Source organism: Paraburkholderia sp. RL17-337-BIB-A, from assembly GCF_046025895.1.
GTDB classification, from domain to species: Bacteria; Pseudomonadota; Gammaproteobacteria; order Burkholderiales; family Burkholderiaceae; genus Paraburkholderia; species Paraburkholderia fungorum_C.
The window spans coordinates 224,411-241,415 of the sequence record NZ_JARESY010000003.1 but is presented as its reverse complement, the minus strand read 5'-3'; the positions used below and the strand labels follow the sequence as shown (position 1 = coordinate 241,415).

The 17,005-nt window shown below is 60.7% G+C and carries 15 protein-coding genes and 2 pseudogenes; 9 read left to right on the top strand and 8 right to left on the bottom strand.

From position 1 onward, the window contains the following. Positions 1-87 precede the first annotated feature (87 nt). From P0D84_RS49105 to P0D84_RS38845, 5 genes and pseudogenes are all read left to right on the top strand, one after another. Positions 88-351, top strand: a pseudogene (locus P0D84_RS49105) (reverse transcriptase domain-containing protein); the annotation flags it as partial. Between the two features lie 39 nt (positions 352-390). Further along, complete coding sequence (locus P0D84_RS38860) at positions 391-897, top strand: group II intron maturase-specific domain-containing protein (protein WP_459252236.1); 507 nt, start codon at positions 391-393, stop codon at positions 895-897. Further along, positions 894-1,016, top strand: coding sequence for a hypothetical protein (locus P0D84_RS38855; RefSeq protein WP_408347016.1), 123 nt, complete (start codon positions 894-896; stop codon positions 1,014-1,016). The genes P0D84_RS38860 and P0D84_RS38855 overlap by 4 nt, the downstream gene beginning before the upstream one ends. 108 nt (positions 1,017-1,124) lie before the next feature. Continuing rightward, positions 1,125-1,325, top strand: a pseudogene (locus P0D84_RS38850) (DDE-type integrase/transposase/recombinase); the annotation flags it as partial. Positions 1,326-1,455: 130 nt separating this feature from the next. Continuing rightward, a protein-coding gene (locus P0D84_RS38845) for an IS3 family transposase (protein ID WP_408349681.1) occupies positions 1,456-3,026 on the top strand; the annotation gives its coding sequence in 2 pieces (ribosomal slippage) (positions 1,456-1,936 and positions 1,936-3,026; 1,572 coding nt in all). Between the two features lie 197 nt (positions 3,027-3,223). Here the strand turns inward: P0D84_RS38845 and P0D84_RS38840 are convergent. From P0D84_RS38840 to P0D84_RS38825, 4 genes are all read right to left on the bottom strand, one after another. Beyond that, positions 3,224-6,337, bottom strand: a complete 3,114-nt coding sequence (locus tag P0D84_RS38840; RefSeq protein WP_408347013.1) for an efflux RND transporter permease subunit — start codon at positions 6,335-6,337, stop codon at positions 3,224-3,226. Then, entirely contained in the window at positions 6,334-7,545 is a 1,212-nt protein-coding gene (locus P0D84_RS38835) for an efflux RND transporter periplasmic adaptor subunit (RefSeq protein ID WP_408347010.1), read from the bottom strand. Before P0D84_RS38835 ends, P0D84_RS38840 begins: the two co-directional genes overlap by 4 nt. Further along, positions 7,542-9,023, bottom strand: a complete 1,482-nt coding sequence (locus tag P0D84_RS38830; RefSeq protein WP_408347007.1) for an efflux transporter outer membrane subunit — start codon at positions 9,021-9,023, stop codon at positions 7,542-7,544. The genes P0D84_RS38835 and P0D84_RS38830 overlap by 4 nt, the downstream gene beginning before the upstream one ends. Before the next feature lie 146 nt (positions 9,024-9,169). Further along, positions 9,170-9,847 (bottom strand): response regulator transcription factor, encoded by a 678-nt coding sequence (locus P0D84_RS38825; protein ID WP_408347004.1) that lies wholly within the window; start codon positions 9,845-9,847, stop codon positions 9,170-9,172. A 161-nt stretch (positions 9,848-10,008) separates the two neighbouring features. Here P0D84_RS38825 and P0D84_RS38820 point away from each other — a divergent pair, with 161 nt between their 5' ends. The 4 genes from P0D84_RS38820 to P0D84_RS38805 all read left to right on the top strand — a co-directional run bounded on the left by P0D84_RS38820 (position 10,009) and on the right by P0D84_RS38805 (position 14,003). Then, positions 10,009-10,692: a response regulator transcription factor gene (locus tag P0D84_RS38820; protein WP_408347001.1), complete on the top strand. Its 684-nt coding sequence runs from the start codon at positions 10,009-10,011 to the stop codon at positions 10,690-10,692. Beyond that, a complete protein-coding gene (locus tag P0D84_RS38815) occupies positions 10,679-12,034 on the top strand; it encodes a sensor histidine kinase (RefSeq protein ID WP_408346998.1) in 1,356 nt (451 codons plus the stop codon). The genes P0D84_RS38820 and P0D84_RS38815 overlap by 14 nt, the downstream gene beginning before the upstream one ends. 320 nt (positions 12,035-12,354) lie before the next feature. Beyond that, the gene (locus P0D84_RS38810; protein WP_408346995.1) at positions 12,355-12,543 is read left to right on the top strand and encodes a BPSL0761 family protein; all 189 of its coding nucleotides are present in this window, start codon (positions 12,355-12,357) and stop codon (positions 12,541-12,543) included. Between the two features lie 359 nt (positions 12,544-12,902). Next, positions 12,903-14,003, top strand: a complete 1,101-nt coding sequence (locus tag P0D84_RS38805; RefSeq protein WP_408349678.1) for an IS5 family transposase — start codon at positions 12,903-12,905, stop codon at positions 14,001-14,003. 687 nt (positions 14,004-14,690) lie between these two features. Here P0D84_RS38805 and P0D84_RS38800 read toward each other — a convergent pair. The 4 genes from P0D84_RS38800 to P0D84_RS38785 all read right to left on the bottom strand — a co-directional run bounded on the left by P0D84_RS38800 (position 14,691) and on the right by P0D84_RS38785 (position 16,829). Then, positions 14,691-15,089 (bottom strand): hypothetical protein, encoded by a 399-nt coding sequence (locus tag P0D84_RS38800; protein ID WP_408346992.1) that lies wholly within the window; start codon positions 15,087-15,089, stop codon positions 14,691-14,693. A gap of 275 nt (positions 15,090-15,364) precedes the next feature. Next, positions 15,365-15,646 (bottom strand): hypothetical protein, encoded by a 282-nt coding sequence (locus tag P0D84_RS38795; protein ID WP_408346989.1) that lies wholly within the window; start codon positions 15,644-15,646, stop codon positions 15,365-15,367. 60 nt (positions 15,647-15,706) lie between these two features. After that, a complete protein-coding gene (locus tag P0D84_RS38790; protein WP_408349651.1) occupies positions 15,707-16,411 on the bottom strand; it encodes an IS6 family transposase in 705 nt (234 codons plus the stop codon). A gap of 196 nt (positions 16,412-16,607) precedes the next feature. Continuing rightward, on the bottom strand, positions 16,608-16,829 hold the full coding sequence (locus P0D84_RS38785) for a hypothetical protein (RefSeq protein ID WP_408346986.1): 222 nt from the start codon (positions 16,827-16,829) through the stop codon (positions 16,608-16,610). Positions 16,830-17,005: the final 176 nt, after the last annotated feature.

Below are 17,005 nucleotides of genomic sequence, written 5' to 3'. Positions count from 1 at the left end.
GACGTCAGGCCATCCTCTGGACCACGGCGCCAGACACTCCCTTGAAATGCGCAGGCCCCATTTTACCCGCGAGTTTGCTATGTTGTTGGCAGAGCTAATTCCCCGGTGGCAGCCAACATGACGCTCGATGGCCTCGAAGCGATGCTAGCGGAAAAATTCCCGCGAGCGAAGCAGAGAGGACTGAAAATGAACATGGTGCGTTACGCGGACGACTTCATTATTACCGGCCACTCGAAGGAGTGGCTGGAACATGAAGTCAGGCCGGCAGTAGCTGAATTCCTGGCGGAACGCGGGCTGGTCCTATCACCAGAAAAGACCAGGATAACGCACATCAAGGATGGGTTTGATTTCCTCGGATGGAGCATTCGCAAGTACAACGGCAAGCTACTGATGAAGCCGTCGAAAGCGAACGTCAAGGCACATCTTGACAAAATTCGTGAAATCATCAAGGCCAACAAGACGGCTAAACAGGCGAACCTGGTAAAGCTGCTCAATCCTGTTTTACGAGGATGGGCGAATTACCATAGCCATGTCGTCGCCAAGAAAGCCTTCGATCGGGTTGATCACGAGGTCTGGTCAATGCTATGGCGATGGGCGGCCAGAAGGCACCCTAAAAAAGGCGCCCGATGGATAAAAAGCAAATACTTCAGGGCCAAAGGTCTACGGGACTGGGTATTTGCCGCCACAGAAAAAAAAGAGGATGGCACGACAAGAGAGGTCACCTTGCTGAAGGAATCGGCCACGCCGATAAAACGGCACATCAAGATCCGAGCGGGCGCAAATCAGCACGATCCGCAATGGGCACCATACTTCGAATCCCGATGGGGCCAGAAGATGCTGAACTCGACGCGCGGTCGCCGTAAGCTGTACCGTGTCTGGGTAAGGCAAGATCAATGAACACCCGCTGGGATGTTACGCATATTGTGAAGCAAACTGACGGCGGCACGGATGCAGCAAGCAACCTGCAGGTTAACCATCTCAATTGCCGTAGAAATCCGCAGTACGCCGGAAAATGAAGTTGTACTACCGGGTGTCGACAGATGCCTTTGCAGAGGCTTGAGCCGTATGCTCCTAAAGGCGCACGTACGGTTCTTAGGGGGCAGCAGCGCAGCAATGCGCTGCTGCTACCCGACCAGGACCATCGCCACATCAAATCCAGAACGAATGTGATGCCCGGTTTCAAACGGTTCAGGAGCGCCGCGACCACGATTTCAGGCATCGAGCTGACCCATCGAATTCGCAAGGGCCAGTTCGATCTCGCGAAGCTTGGCCTCAAGGATGCCGCTGCGCCCGCCGTGTGGAATGCTGTCCCGTCCACTCGATAAGGTATCCTGCCTATAGGAAACTTCTCAACCGGCTTACCTATTTGCACCAGAACCCCAAAGCCCCCTGCGTCACAATAGATGTCGCCTCTGAATTTTCTTGATTTAAAGAGATCAGAGGTGCAAGTTGAAGTTGAAACAAACGTATTCTGTCGAGTTTAAAGAGCAGGCGCTATTGAAGGTCTTTCACCGCGGAAGTCGCACCATCGGATCCGTGGCCGATGAATTGAACATGAACGTAATGACCTTGAAGAACTGGATGAAAGGTGCCGCTGCATCGACCCGGGGCGATGGATCCGAACACGCAAAACGTCCGGAAGACTGGTCGTTGGAAGAGCGCCTGCTGGCCTTGCAGCAGAGCCATGGGCTGGTCGAGGAGGCCCTGAACGCGTGGTGTCGTGAACGGGGCCTGTTTGTCCATCATCTCGATCAATGGCGCGCGGACTTCTGCGCCGCCGGCGGGACAGGAAGCCGGCGCGAGAGCGCCCAGGCAGTCCGTGAACTGAAGCACGCCAATATGCAACTGCAGCGCGAATTGAACCGCAAGGAGAAAGCGCTGGCTGAAGCCGCGGCGCTGCTGGTGCTGCAAAAAAAGTATCGTGCGCTGTTCGGGGACGAGGCCGAATGACGGCCCTCGAAGAGCGCAAAACATTGATTGGTTTGATCAGCGAGGCGACCATGGGCGGTGCTCGCCAGGCACGCGCGTGTGAGGTGCTGGGGCTGAGCGCCCGGACGGTACAGCGCTGGCAGGGCGCAGAGCCTGACGCGGTGGATGGGCGCTCGTTACGCTGCTTTGAGCCGCCTCACAAGCTGAGCGCTGCCGAACGTGCCGAATTGCTGGCTGTCGCGAACTCAGCCGAATTCGGTCAACTGCCGCCGAGCCAGATCGTTCCACGCCTGGCTGACCAGCAACGCTACATCGCCTCGGAATCGACCTTCTACAGGGTACTGCGCGAGGAGAAGCAACTCGCACACCGGCGTAGTGAACGCCCGACGACCGTGCGCAGCAAGCCACGCGCGGTCTGTGCCGACGCGCCGAACCAGCTCTACAGCTGGGATATCACTTACCTGCCGGCGGCGGTTCGTGGGCAGTATTTCTATCTGTATCTGTTTATGGACGTGTTTAGCCGCATGATCGTCGGCTGGCAGGTCTATGCCGAAGAGAGCAGCGCCCAGGCCAGCGAGGTACTCAAGGATCCCTGTGCGCGTGAAGCAATACAGCCCAACCAGGTCATTCTGCATTCCGATAACGGTGGTCCGATGAAGGGGGCCACGATGCTGGCCACCTTGCAGGCGCTGGGCGTTATGCCGTCATTGAGTCGTCCGGGCGTGAGCAACGACAATCCCTATTCGGAATCGCTGTTCAAAACGCTGAAGTACCGACCCGCTTATCCGCTGGAGGCGTTCGATACCCTGTTCGCCGCGCGGACCTGGGTTGCCGGGTTGGTGCGCTGGTACAACCACGAACATCGTCACAGCGCGATCCGGTTCGTGACGCCAGCCCAGCGTCATGCCAATCTCGATCAGGACATCCTGGATCGACGTGCAGCGCTCTACGAGACTGCGCGGCAGCGTAATCCGCTGCGTTGGAAAGGCCCCGCCCGCAACTGGAAGCGCATACATGCCGTGCATCTGAATCCGGATCGGGCCGACGACGATGGCGTCATTCCACAACCCCGCTACCAGGAGCGAAAAGCCGCCTGAAATTTAATTGTCGAGGCGACAACTACTTTGACAACGGCCGAAAGTGCATTAACGCACTCAGGAGGTTCAACCTGGAGTAGGGACCGCCGCGCCGGATCGGCCGCGGTCCCACAGAATTGGAATACGGGCCGCCATGACACGCGGGCATGGCGAACGCGCCGGCAGTTATGCACCGGCAGTTTGCGCGCCGCCGGCGCTCAACCTACCGATTCACGCTCGAGCATGCTGCCTTTCGCGCGCCGTTTCGCCAGCCAATGTGAAAGACGGTCGAACCACAGGTGCACGACCGGCGTCGTGAAGAGCGTCAGCATCTGCGAAAGGATCAGGCCGCCGACAATCGCGATGCCGAGCGGGACACGCAATTCCGCGCCCGCGCCAGACCCAAGCGCGAGCGGCAGCGCGCCGAACAGCGCGGCGAGCGTCGTCATCATGATCGGCCGGAAGCGCAGTACACACGCCTGACGGATTGCTTCGCGCGGCGATAAGCCTTGCTCACGCTCGGCCACGAGCGCGAAGTCGATCATCATGATGGCGTTTTTCTTGACGATACCGATAAGCAGGATGATGCCGATCATCCCCATGATCGAGAGATCCTGGCCGCACAGCATCAACGCAAGCAATGCGCCCACCCCTGCCGAGGGCAGCGTCGAAATGATGGTGAGCGGATGAATCGCGCTCTCATACAGAATGCCGAGAATCAGATACACCACGACGAGCGCCGCCGCGATCAGATACGGTTCGCTGGAAAGCGCCGCCTGGAACGCCTGCGCTGTGCCCTGGAACGACCCCGTCAAGCTGTCGGGTTTGCCTGCCGCGACTTCGGCCTGGTGAATCGCCGTCACGGCATTGCCGAGGGATTGCCCCGGCGCCAGATTGAACGAGATCGTCACAGCCGGGAACAACCCCTGGTGATTCACCGAAATCGGCGACACGTTGTTTTTGATCTTCGCGAGCGTGTTGAGCGGCACCAGTTCATTCGTCAGCGGCGAACGCACGTAGAGATGCGCGAGCGCGTCGGTGGTCAACTGGAAGCCCGGATCGACTTCCTCGACGACGTGGTACTGGTTCAGCTGCGTGAACAGCGTGGCGATCTGCCGTTGGCCGAACGCGTCGTAGAGCGTGTCGTCAATCGCTTGCGCGGTAATGCCGAAGCGCGAGGCGGTACTGCGGTCGATCACGAGCGTCGCGCTGGTAGCGGCAGCTTGCTGGTCGGAGGTGACGTCGGCGAGTTGCGGCAGCTTCGACAGCTTGTCGGTCAGCACGCCTGCCCAATGATTCAGTTCGTTGATATCCGGGCCTTGCAGCGTGTACTGATACTGCGCGGCGCTGATGCGGCCACCTACCTGAATATCCTGGCGGACCTGCATCGACAGTGAAAGGCCCATCACCTTCGCCACCTGCAGCTTCAGTCGATTGAGCACCTGCGCGGCGCTGTCCTTGCGCTGCCCGAACGCCTTCAGGTTGATCATCACGTGGCCCTGGCTCACGGTCGGATTCGCACCCATCCAGTAGTAGATGTTATCGACGGCGGGATCGGCTTCGATGATATTGCCCAGCTGCTGCATTTTCAATGACATCGCGCGCGGGGAAATATCCGGTGCAGCCTGTGCGACACCCATGATCAAACCGGAGTCTTCCTGCGGGAAGAAGCCCTTCGGGATCTCGACAAACAGCGCGCCCGTCGCGACGATCGTCGCGATCGTCACGCCAAGCATCAGTTTCGGGCGATTCAACACCCAATCGAGACCGCGCTCGTAACGCCGCTCCACCGCGACGAAGCCTGTTTCGAGCCAGGCTTCGAGCTTGCGCATGCGCCCTGCTTCATCCGGCTCAGGCAAGCGGATCAGCCAGCCGCATAGCATCGGCGTGACGGTCAGCGAGACCAGCGCCGACATCAGGATCGCCGCGCTCACCGTCACCGCGAATTCGCGGAACAGGCGTCCGACAATGCCGCCCATCAACAGGATCGGAATGAACACGGCAATCAGCGAGATCGTCATCGAGATAATAGTGAAGCGCACTTCCATCGCGCCGAGCAGCGCGGCTTTCATGCGCGGCACGCCTTCCTCGATATGCCGCATCACGTTTTCGATCACGACGATGGCATCGTCCACCACGAAACCCACCGCGATGGTCAGCCCCATCAGCGAGAGATTGTCGAGGCTATAGCCGAGCAGATACATCACGCCGAACGTCGCGACCAGCGACAAAGGAATCGTCAGGCTCGGAATGAACGTCGCCCACACGTTGCGCAGAAACGAGAAGATGACCATCACGACGAGCGCGATTGTCAGCATCAGCGTGAATTGCACGTCATGCACCGACGCATTGATGGTCTGCGTGCGATCGCCCACCACATGCAGATGCGCGGCCGCGGGCAGCGACGCTTCGAGCACGGGTAGCTTCGCCTTGATGTTGGCGATCGTCTGCACGACGTTGTAGCCCGGCTGCTTGTGAATATCGAGGATGATCGCGCGCTCGTGCTGAAGCCATGCAGCCTGCTGGTTGTCCTCAGCGGCGTTAAGAACGGTGCCGAGATCCGATACGCGAATCGGTGCGCCATTTTTGTACGCGACCACGAGATCGCGATACTGCGAGGCGGTCGTGATCTGATCGGTCGCATTGAAAATCACCGAGCGATCCGGCCCGTTCAGGCTGCCCTTCGGCGCGTTCACGGTCTGCAAGCCGACGATCGAGCGCACGTCTTCGAGCGTGAGGCCGCGGGCGGTAAGCTTGTCGGGATCGAGCTGAATACGCACGGCAGGCCGCTGCTGGCCGTGGAAATCGACGAGACCCACGCCTGGCATCTGCGAAATCTGCTGCGCCAGATAGTCCTCGGCGTAGCTGTCGAGTTGCGTGAGCGTGAGCGACGGCGACGTCAGCGCCAGTGACAGCAAGGTGAAGTCGGCCGGATTGACCTTTTCATAGGTCGGCGGGTTCGGCAGGTTCTTCGGCAGGGTACCGCCGGCCGCGTTGATTGCTGTCTGCACGTCCTGCGCCGCGCCGTTGATCTCGCGCGTCAGATCGAACTGCACGGCGATGTTGGTGGTTCCCAGCGAGCTCGACGACGTCATCTGCGTGATGCCCGCAGTCAACGAGAGTTGCCGCTCGAGTGGCGTCGCCACCGAAGTCGCCATGGTCTCCGCGCTCGCGCCCGGCAATTTCGCCACGATCTGGATAGTCGGAAAGTCGACTTGTGGCAAGGGCGCGACCGGCAGCAGAAAATACGCCACCGCGCCGGCCAGCAGCACCGCGATGGCAAGAAAGCTGGTCGCAATGCGCCGCTTGATGAACAGTTCCATCAGGCTCATGACGGATTGTCCTGATTAGTCTGGCTGTCCGCCGGGTTTGCGTTGGCCGGTGCCTGGGCCACCGTCGGCACCGTGGTCGCCGCCACGCGCACGCCTGGATTCAAGCGGCTTTGTCCATCGAACACGACCCGATCCCCGAGCGCGATGCCACTGCGTATCTCCGTCATTCCGTCGACCGTCACGCCGGTTTGCACCGGACGCATCTGCGCCGTGCCGTTCGCGTTGATCACATATAGCTGCGTGCCGTTCTGCGTGTTCACCACCGCGCGGCTCGGCACGGCGAGCCGCTGCGTATCGGTGCGCAACAGCACGCGCGCATTCACCAGTTCGCCCGGCCACAGCTTGCGGTCCTTGTTGGTGAACGAGGCCTTGAGTTTGATCTGACCGGTGGTCGGGTCGACCGTACTGTCGATGAACACGAGGGTGCCGTCGGCGAGCGCCGTGCTGCCGGAACGCGTGGTGACATTCACCGCCAAAGGCGCCGCCGCCTGATTCGCCAGCAAGTCGGGCAGCACGTCTTGCGGCACGGCGAACAGCACGGTGATCGGCTCCATCTGCGTGACGGTGACGATGCCGGTCGTGTCGGTGGGATGCACGATCGCGCCGATGTCGGCCTCACGCGCGCCCACGCGGCCGGTGAACGGCGCGAAGAGCGTGGTGAAGCTCAGTTGCAGGCGGTCGCTCTGCACCAGCGCTGCGTCTGCCGCGACAGTTGCGGCGAGTGCTTCGACTTGTGCCTTCGCGGTGTCCACGGCCTGGGTGGTCGCGGCACCGATGCCGACCAGCTTCGAGTAACGCGTGAGATCGAGCCTCGCGTTATCGAGCGATGCCTGGTCCTTGCGTTTCGCCGCTTCCGCTTGATGCAATTGCGCGGTGAGCGGTCCCTGATCCAGCTGTGCGAGCAACTGTCCGGCTTTCACGTCCTGCCCTTCACTGAAGGCCACGCGCTGCAACTGGCCGTCCACACGCACTTTGACGTCCACGGTGTTGAGCGCCTGTACCGTACCCACTGCGGCCACGCGAATCGGAAAGTCGCGGATCACCGGATGGCCGGCGTTGACCGGCACGGCAGCCGCCGCCTTGACGGCCGGATGCCTTGGCCAGAACCACGCCACGAGGATCACCCCAAAGACGACGAGCGCCAGGACTAAAGGCGCACGGCCGCGCGCGCGGGGCGCCTCGTGGTTCCGAAGGTCGGTAGATTTCATGAGCGGGAAGGCATGGAAGAGGAAGCGGTGGTGCTATCGGTCACGCCGAAGCCGCCGCCGAACGCGCGAAACAGGCTCACCGAGGCTTGCAGACGCGCGAGCCGCGCCTGCACCAGCGTGTCTTTGGCTTGATAGAGCGTGCGTTGGGCGTCGAGTACGGTCAGAAAGTCGACGGTGCCGAGCTTGTACTGGGCTTGCGCGAGCGTGGCGGCCTTGCGGGCGGCGTCGGCGGCGGTCTGGTCGGCGGCTTCCGCGAGTTGCTGCTGTTGCGCCGCCGAGAGCGAATCCTCGACGTCCTGCAGCGCAGTCACGACGGCCTGCCGGTAATCGGCAACGCCCTTTGCTTCGGCGGCCTGGCTTGCGTGCAACTGGCCATGCAGTGCGCCGCCGTCGAACAGCGGCGCGGCCAGCGAGGTGGCGAGGCTCGCAAACGGACTCGACAGGAAATGCGAAAGGGACTTGCTGCTGAGGCCGCCGTCGGCGGTCAGCACGATGTTCGGCAGGAAGGCCGCGCGCGCCGCGCCGACGCTCTCATTAGCCGACTGCAACTGCGCTTCCTTCGAGCGGATATCGGGGCGCGTTTCCAGCAGGCTGGCCGGCAGATCCGGACGCGGTTGCGGAATGGCGATGCCGGCGAGCGCGGTGTCGTTGACCGTGAACTGCTCGGGCGCGGTGCCTACCAGCACGGCGAGCGCATGGATGTTGGTGTCCAGCTGCTGTTGCAACGCCGGCACCGCCGCCTGGAAGGTGGCGAGCGCATTGCGCTGCTGCTGCACCTGCAGCTCGGTCGCGACGCCCGCCTCCTGTTGCGCGAGCAACAATTGCAGAATGTGCGCGGCATCGTCGGAGATGGACCGCGCGATCGCCAGACGGCGGCGCAGGCTCTGCACCTGGAAATAGATGTCCGCCACCGATGCAGTCAGCGTCAACGCCACCGTATCGCGATCGAACCCGGACGCGCGCGCGAGCAGGTCTGCCGCGCCGGCGTTGGCGGCGTTAAAGCCCCAGAAGTCGACTTCGTAACCAGCTTCGGCAAACAGGCTCTGGGTTTTGGTGGTCGAGCCGCGCCCCTGGTGAGCGCGGTCGAAGGTAGCGCCGACCGATAGCGACGGATACTGCGGCGCGCCGGCTTTCTCGGCGTTGCCGCGCGCCTGTTCGACGCTCGCAATCGCCGAAGCCAGCGTGAAGTTGTTACTCAGACTGCGATCGATCAGCGCATCGAGCGCGGGGTCGTGATATTCGCGCCACCAGCCGCTTCTGACCGGAACGGTATCGGCGAGCGGCGCACTCGCCGCGCCGTCAAAGTGCTGCGCGAGCGGCGCACCTGGCCGCTGATAGGCCGGCACGAGCGAGCACCCGGCCAGAGCCACGACGCCCAGCGCGCAGACTGTGCCGCATACGGCGGCGCGCACCATCAAATGAGGCGCACGAGGACTGACGACGCGCGAGAACGGCGCCGAACGGGGCAGCCCTGACATTGGAGAACGCTCCGGCAACATGGGAATGTCGCCAGATTAGTCAGCGGGGCCTGTCGGCGCTTTCGCCCGATAATTAAAAAAATTTAATGCAGAGCAACATGCGGACGGAGCGGCCTGCGCGAGGCGTCAACGTCGCCCAAAGGTGCCTAAGGCGCCGGGTTCAGCACATAACCCGCACCCACCACCGTATGAATCAGCGCTACGGGAAAATCGCGATCCACCTTCGCGCGCAGCCGATGCACGTGCATATCGATGATATTGCCGCGCGGTTCGAAATCGTAGTTCCACGCCGCCTCGAGCAGCATGCTGCGCGTCACGACCTGGCCTTCGCGGCGCGCCAGGCATTCGAGCAACAGAAACTCGCGATGCTGCAGGCGCAGATCGCGGCCGCCGCGCGTCGCGGTTCGCGACCGGGTATCGAGCACCAGATCCGCGCATTCGAGCCGCTCGCTCATCCGGCTGCGATCCGCGCGCCGCGCGAGCGCCTCGATTCTCGCCAGCACTTCGACGAAGGCATACGGCTTCACAAGATAGTCGTCGCAACCGGCGCGGATGCCCTCCACGCGCTCGTTCAGGCCGCCGACCGCGGACAGCATCAGGACCGGTGTGGTATCCCGGCCGGCGCGCAATTGTTGCACGAGAGCGACGCCGTCGAGCGCCGGCAGGAGCCGGTCGGTCACAATCACGTCGTAAATGCCCTCGCGCGCGTAGGCAAGCCCGGTCGCGCCGTCGCCCACGGTGTCGACAATCAGACCGCTTTCCCTCAAGCCGCGCGCCAGGAACTGGCTGGCGCGCGTATCGTCTTCGACCAGCAGGATTCGCATGCGCTAAAAGGTTGATAAAGGCTTACATTAAAATTTTTTAATGTTGGCGCGAAACGCCTGTGCAGTTTCGCGCGGCATACTTTGGTGCATCGTAGGTACGAGCGTAGTGTATATGGCAGGCTCGCACTGAGCTCGCCGCCCGCTTATTTCTGGAAAAACGCATGTCGAACGTATTGGTCGTCGAAGACGACGGGCAAACCCTCGCGGAGATCGTTGAAGCGCTCACCGATCACGGCTGCAAGGTGCAGGCCGCGAGCACGGGCCGCGACGGTTTGATGCTCGCGGTCGCCAACAGTTACGACGCCATCGTGCTCGACCGCATGTTGCCAGGCGGCCTCGAAGGGCTCGGCATGCTGGCCGCGTTGCGCAGCGCCGGCGTGCTCACGCCGGTGCTGATTCTGAGCGCCCTGTCCGCGGTCGACGAGCGCGTACGCGGTTTGCGCGCCGGCGGCGACGATTATCTGACGAAGCCGTTCGAATTCATCGAACTGACCGCGCGGCTCGACGCGCTGATGCGACGGCGCGAAGCCGCGCCCGGTGTGCAGGAATACCAGGTCGGCCCGTTGCGTCTCGACCCGCCCAAGCGTGAAGTGAGCTGCGCCGGCCGTTCGGTGCCGCTCTTGCCACGCGAATACCGGTTGCTCGAATACCTCATGCAGCATGAGGGCCAGGTGGTGAGCCGCACGATGCTGTTCGAAGCGGTATGGGATTACCGGCTGGACGAGCGAACTAATGTGATCGACGTGCACATCAGCCGCCTGAGAAGGAAGCTGGACCCGGACGGGACGGCTCCGATGATCGATACCGTGCGCGGTTCGGGGTACATGCTCCATGCGCCTGACTGAACTGCACCGCACCACTGGTTTTCGCCTCGCCACGCTATTCCTGATGCTGTTCGGCGTCATCGCGATACTTCTGTTCGGCTATCTGTATCGCGAGATCACCGGCTTCGAACAGGAGCGCATCGACGACTGGCTGATTCGCGAGCACGCACAGTTGCAACGCGAAGAGCAGGACGAACTGGTCGCGCGATTCGAACATCAAAATCAGTTCGATCCGCGCCGTCAGCGTCCGTTCGGCCTGTTCGACGCTACCGGCAAACATCTTGCCGGTGGCTACGCGGGCGATCAACCGGCTATTCCGGTCTTCGACAAACCGTTTTCCATGCGGCTCGCGAAGCTGCCCGGCCACCCGCCCGGCCGATGCATCGCCGCGCGCGTGCCGGAGAGCCGCATTGCGTTGCTATGCCAGAACACCCGCGAGCTCGACCACTTCGACGAAGAGCTGTTGCACGCACTGCTTTCCACCGCCATGATTACGCTCGTGATCGGCCTGGTCGGGGCGAGCCTGATCGGTATTTCGGCAATGCGGCGGCTCGACGCGGTGACCGCCTCGATCGAGGAAATCGTCGCCGGCAATCTCAGCAGGCGTCTGCCCATGCATTCGAAACGCGACGATGTCGATCGCCTGGTCGGCGTAGTAAATGGCATGCTAGACGAGATCGAGCGGCTGATGCACGAAGTCAAGGGCGTGTGCGACGCGATCGCACACGATCTGCGCACACCGCTCACACGGATGCTCGGCGGACTCGAACGTGCGCAGCGCCGCGCCAAAACTGAAGCGGAGTATCGCGCGGCAATCGATGAAACCATCGTCGAAACCAGTGGGTTGCTGCGCACCTTCAACGCGCTGCTGCGCATTTCGGAAATCGAAAGTGGCGTGCGCCGCGCGGGATTCACAACGGTCGATCTGGCTGCCGTTGCCCATGATGTGTTCGAGTTCTACGATCCGACTGCCGAGGACAAGCAGATCGCTTTCGAACTGCAGCGAACCGTATCGGGGCCGCTCGACATCCAGGGTGATCCGAACCTGCTGTTCGAGGCGCTGGCGAATCTGGTGCAAAACGCCATCAAATTCGCACCGCATGGCGGCCATGTGCGGATCACCGTGTTCCGCGACAAGACCGGTGCGGGCGTCACCGTTTCGGACGACGGGCCGGGCATTGCGCCCGCCGAACAGCAAGCCGTGTTGCGGCGCTTTTATCGCGGTGAGGCGAGCCGTCACACGCCCGGCAGCGGGCTCGGCCTGAGCCTTGTGCTGGCAGTGGCCGGCATGCACGGCATGTCGATCTGTTTCAAGGACGCGATGCCCGGATGTGAAGTCCTGTTCTGTAAACCCGCTGAATAACGCCATATTTATGGTCGACGCACACGGCCTTTGTCGCCTGCTCTGACGAGCAAGCGCCGTTTCGAACGGCGCAGCGTTTGAAAGGTAAGCGCACGGGGAACCCGTCTTGAGTTGCGTTGAAATAACCGCACATTGCCATAAGGGTGCGACAATGATCCCCACGTGTAAGATAACTCGCAAGCAATACCCGCGGCAAGCGTCTTTCGCGGTGTTTCCGTCTTCTTCATCGGCCAGCCAAAGCATATTTGTCAGCCTCGAATACTACCTCTCCCGCCTTAACGCGACAAAACCCAGCGATGCACATAAAGTGAGGTGTGACGATGACGACGCCCGATGAACGCGCGCGCTCACTTCGGCGAGTCCGCGACCTGCTAATGGAACTGGCGTATGGCCACAAGCGGCTCGTGCGCCAGGAGTTGCGAAACGAGGCCCGTGTGATATTGCGCCACTATCCGCATGAGGACACGGTATCACCGGACGATTGCTGGCCACAGCGCGAGCAACCGTGAGCTCGGACGGATGGCACAACGTGCAGCGACGCGCACATCCTCTTTGCTCGCAAAAAGTTGCTCGATGTACTTGTCGCCATCTAGTACGCCCGCTTCGGCCGCTGCAGCGAGACTGTCCATCGCCCACACCAAGCCAGGATTGCCCGGCATTGTGAGCAACGCAGACAAGTGGATTGGTGTCAGTGTTTTTTTTCGCGATTATTCCACCCGCCGAACTCGATACTAGCACCTGCCATTTTTTACCGTCTTCGGTCTCGAACATCAGCCTAGCAGGCCGGTGAAATACCTCATGTAGCGGTCATCCGGGACGCAGGCGTAAACGTTGAACTGATGTCATCAATGAGAGCGAGATGGAACGGATGCGTGGGCCAGATGGTTTTACCGAGTCAATGTTCACGGTGTTGAAGCTGGACGATTTTGTACCGAAGGACCATCCGTTGCGTCTGATTCGCACCTGGCTCAATGACGCGCTTAAACGCATGGACGATGTGTTCGCGCGGATGTACGAGGCTGACGCGAAAGGAGGTCGGCCGAGCATTGCGCCGGAGAAGCTGGTGCGAGCTCTTTTGCTGCAGGTGCTGTATTCGATTCGTAGCGAGCGCATGCTGGTGGAACAGATTTCCTACAACATGTTGTTCCGCTGGTTCGTCGGCCTGCCGATGGACGGGACCGTGTGGGACCACTCGACGTTCAGCAAGAACCGCGACCGGTTGCTCGAACACGATGTGCTGGTGTTGCTCTTCAACGAGACGGTCGAGACCGCGCGCGAGCGCGGATATCTTTCCGGGGAGCACTTTAGCGTCGACGGCACGTTGATTCAGGCATGGGCCGGGCACAAGAGCTTTGTGCCCAAGGCAAGTCCAGACAAAGACGACACGCCTCCTGACGAACCGCCCGCGCCGAATGACAACTGGCACGGACAGAAGCGCAGTAACGAGACGCACCAATCCACGACGGACGAGCAGGCGCGCCTGTTTCGCAAGAGCAAAGGAACCGGAGCGATGCTCTGTTATATGGGCCACGTGCTGACCGACAACCGGCATGGCCTGGTGGTCAACGCACAGGTGACGCTGGCGACGGGCACCGCCGAGCGCGACACGGCCGAGCTGATGCTTGCCGATGCCGCAAGTGTTGCGCCGCTCGGCATCACGGTCGGCGCGGACAAGAACTACGACACCGCCGGTTTCGTGGCCAGTTGTCGAGCGAACCGTGTGACGCCGCATGTGGCGCAAAACGATGGGCGTCCAGGAGGTTCAGCAATTGACGAGCGAACTACGCGCTGGCCGGGTTACGCGGTCAGCCAGCAAAAACGTAAACGCATTGAGCAGGTGTTCGGATGGGGCAAGACAGTCGGACGAATTCGACAAGCGATGTATCGGGGACTTGAACGCGTAGACCAGCTCTTCGTGCTGACGCAGGTCGGCTACAACCTGACGCGTATGCGCACACTTGCCGGTTGAGGGGCAGGAAGCGATGGATAACACCGATATGGTGAACCCGCGAGTAACGCCGAATGCCCGCAAACGTATTCCGCGTTTCAAAAGTGCAAACCCAGCATCCGTCGTAATGCATCTGAGCGCATCAACGACGGATATTTCAACGGCCTGCTAGAGGCTTGCGGTAGGTAACCCCTTTCCCGCACCCACAATTAGCGCAATCTCAGCTTGACTCACGATTCCTCCGGAATCAACAGGGGGCGATGCTACGGCGTATGCGGTGCCGTGTGTCCCCGTTCACGCTCAGCAATTCGGCGATGGCATCGATTGGTAGTGACCGGATTCGATGACGCTCCAGATTCGCTCATTGGAATCGCCCATGAATCGTCTGGCGATAACAGCCCGGCACTTATCGCAGCGATAATGCTCAAGTGCAAGCCTACCGTTGCACTCGGCCACGCCCATCAAAGTAATTCCTTCTCGCCGCTGTGTATCAACTGGCCGGCCGTCGATGTCGGCACATCCACCGCAGACTTCCATGGCACCTCCAGAATCACGTCACCGCCACATGGCATTGGCGGGCCAACAATTCGTCATGCTGAAAACCGTAGTCGAAATAGCAAAGCCACGGCAAACTGCACTCCGTCTCGCCAAGTGTCTCGGCATGAAAACGTCAAGGCGCCTGGCGGCACAATGCGTAACGACTGGAGTTCATTGCATGGTTGCGACACGCTTCACATAAGCGTCAACTTGCATGTCAATTAACGGAGTCGCAGTCACTGCGACGGCTACGTTACCCGACGCGGGCAGTAAGCCACCAAATGCTGCGATGCCAGTTCCGCAGAGCACCGCAACAGAGATAGCAGCGACGGCGACAACTGAAGAAGCACGCGTTGGACTGAAATTAGCGAAACCCTGCAAGACGCTCATGATGGCAACCTCCGTTGGCGCAACCATAGTTGCAACGACCGTGCCGACGGAGATAGGAGTTTCTGCTGCCATATGAGCCGGGCCGCCCGCCTTGTTGATGCCCGGCGTGCGTGGGCGAAAGGACGACTCTATGTTGGCTTCAGACAAACGTTTCGGCTTGTGCGTTGCCTCCAAACCCAACACTTACGCGAAGCGCGGGCTAGGTCAGGTCACGAATCGTCATTCCAGTGGTGACGGCGCGCGCGGCGCCGCGTACGTATCTGGAGGGCCATAGTGCGGCTGGTAAGTCACCGGCGGTGGCGGGGTGGCTACCCGACATCCATTCTGTGCATGCAGCGTGGAATTGCGATTTCGGGGACGCATGCAAGCCGGGTCGGGAAGAGAGGTTCGCGACGAGCGACCTGTACACGCTTTCGAATGCGTCGGCGTTGTGCGGAAGCAGTCACTTGTGCGCTCTAGTGGCGCCACCCGCGATGCCCGTAGTAGCCACGTCCATAGTACCCACGTCCATAGTAACCAGGGCCGTAGTAACCGCGTCCATAGTAACCAGGGCCGTAGTAACCGCGGCCGTAATAGCCTCGATATCCGCCGTACCAGTAGGGATAGCCATAGTATCCGGGCCAGGGGGGCGGTCCATATATCACCGGCGGCCCGTAGATGACGGGCGGCGGCGCATAGACAACCGGCGGACCGACATACACGGGGCCTGGCACACCGATGCCGACGCCTACAGACACACCACGGTTCTGTCGCAGTAAGGAAATTAGGAAGAGTCGGGACGGAACCGATAGGAATGCTTATTTAGCAAGATCGTAGAACTGTTCGGCGACTGAACGATGCCGTCCACCGTCACTCTTCATCTGCCCTTTCGCTATCATATGCATGAGTTCGATACCACCTAAAATGACGCGGGCGCAACGAAAGCTCTTGAATCCTAGCATTGGTCGTGCGATGCGTTTGATCGCTCGATGGTCCTGCTCGACCACGTTGTTCAGATACTTCGACTGTCGAATTTTGATCGGCATTTCGCGATCAACATTGATCGCATTTAGCCCTGCAAGATTCGCCCCACTCTTGTCGATCGTCACCATCTCCGGTACGCCGTTCCCAGCGATCGCCTTTTCAAAATAGCGCCGGGCGGCGCCCTTGTCCCGCTTGGCGCGGAACAGGAAGTCAACCGTGTCGCCGGCCTTATCGACGGCCCGATACAAGTACTTCCATTCGCCCTTGACCTTGATGTAGGTCTCATCCATTCGCCAACTTCGACCGACCTTTTGCTTGCGCGGTCCGAATGCCTTCCCGAGCGCAGGCAGCAGCTTGATAGCCCACCGGTGCACCGTCGAATGGTCGACCGACACTGCCCGCTCGGACATCATTTCTTCCAGATGACGCAGACTCAACGGGTAGGCGACGTACCAACGTACGCATGTCAGCATTATGTCCAGCGGGTAGTGCAGCCGTTTGAGCGCCTTGCTCACCGCTGCGTTCGGGGTCTTAATCATTCGATACATCGCTCGTCTCGTGACCGATCACCATAGCAGATCGGCTTACTGCGACAGAACCCAACCGGTTGCGCAATTTGCAATGGCGGTGCCACAACGGCGGCCGGACTTGCGACTGCCCATCGTTCGATGGCTTAGAGGTCATCGGCGCACCATCAAGGTATCACCTCGCGATGCGCCGATTCCCGCACATAGTCTAGCTACGGGCTTCCGTTCCTTTCAGGTCGCTATGCTTGTGTAAATGCGTCGCCGCGTACTTCAACTCGAAATGCGCACCTTTGCCGCTACGCGTTGGCGGAAAGTGTTCGCCCTCAACACAGGTGACTTCGAACGTGTCTTTCCCATCATCATGCACGACCGAGTAGATACCTGAAACTTTCACGATTTCGCCCGGCTTGTATGAATTGTCGCCTGCCATCAGCTTTCCCCTTTAAATGGTGGAGAACAACCACGCAGCAAGCGACGTTCCGAGACTGCGATGCCTCGAAGGGCCGCTCTGGCTTAACCGTCACGTGAATAGGTTGACTGCCGGGCAGAACGCTCGCATGAGTACGCAAGCAGTCTAGCGGGGCCGTCCCCCAAGACCGAAGATAG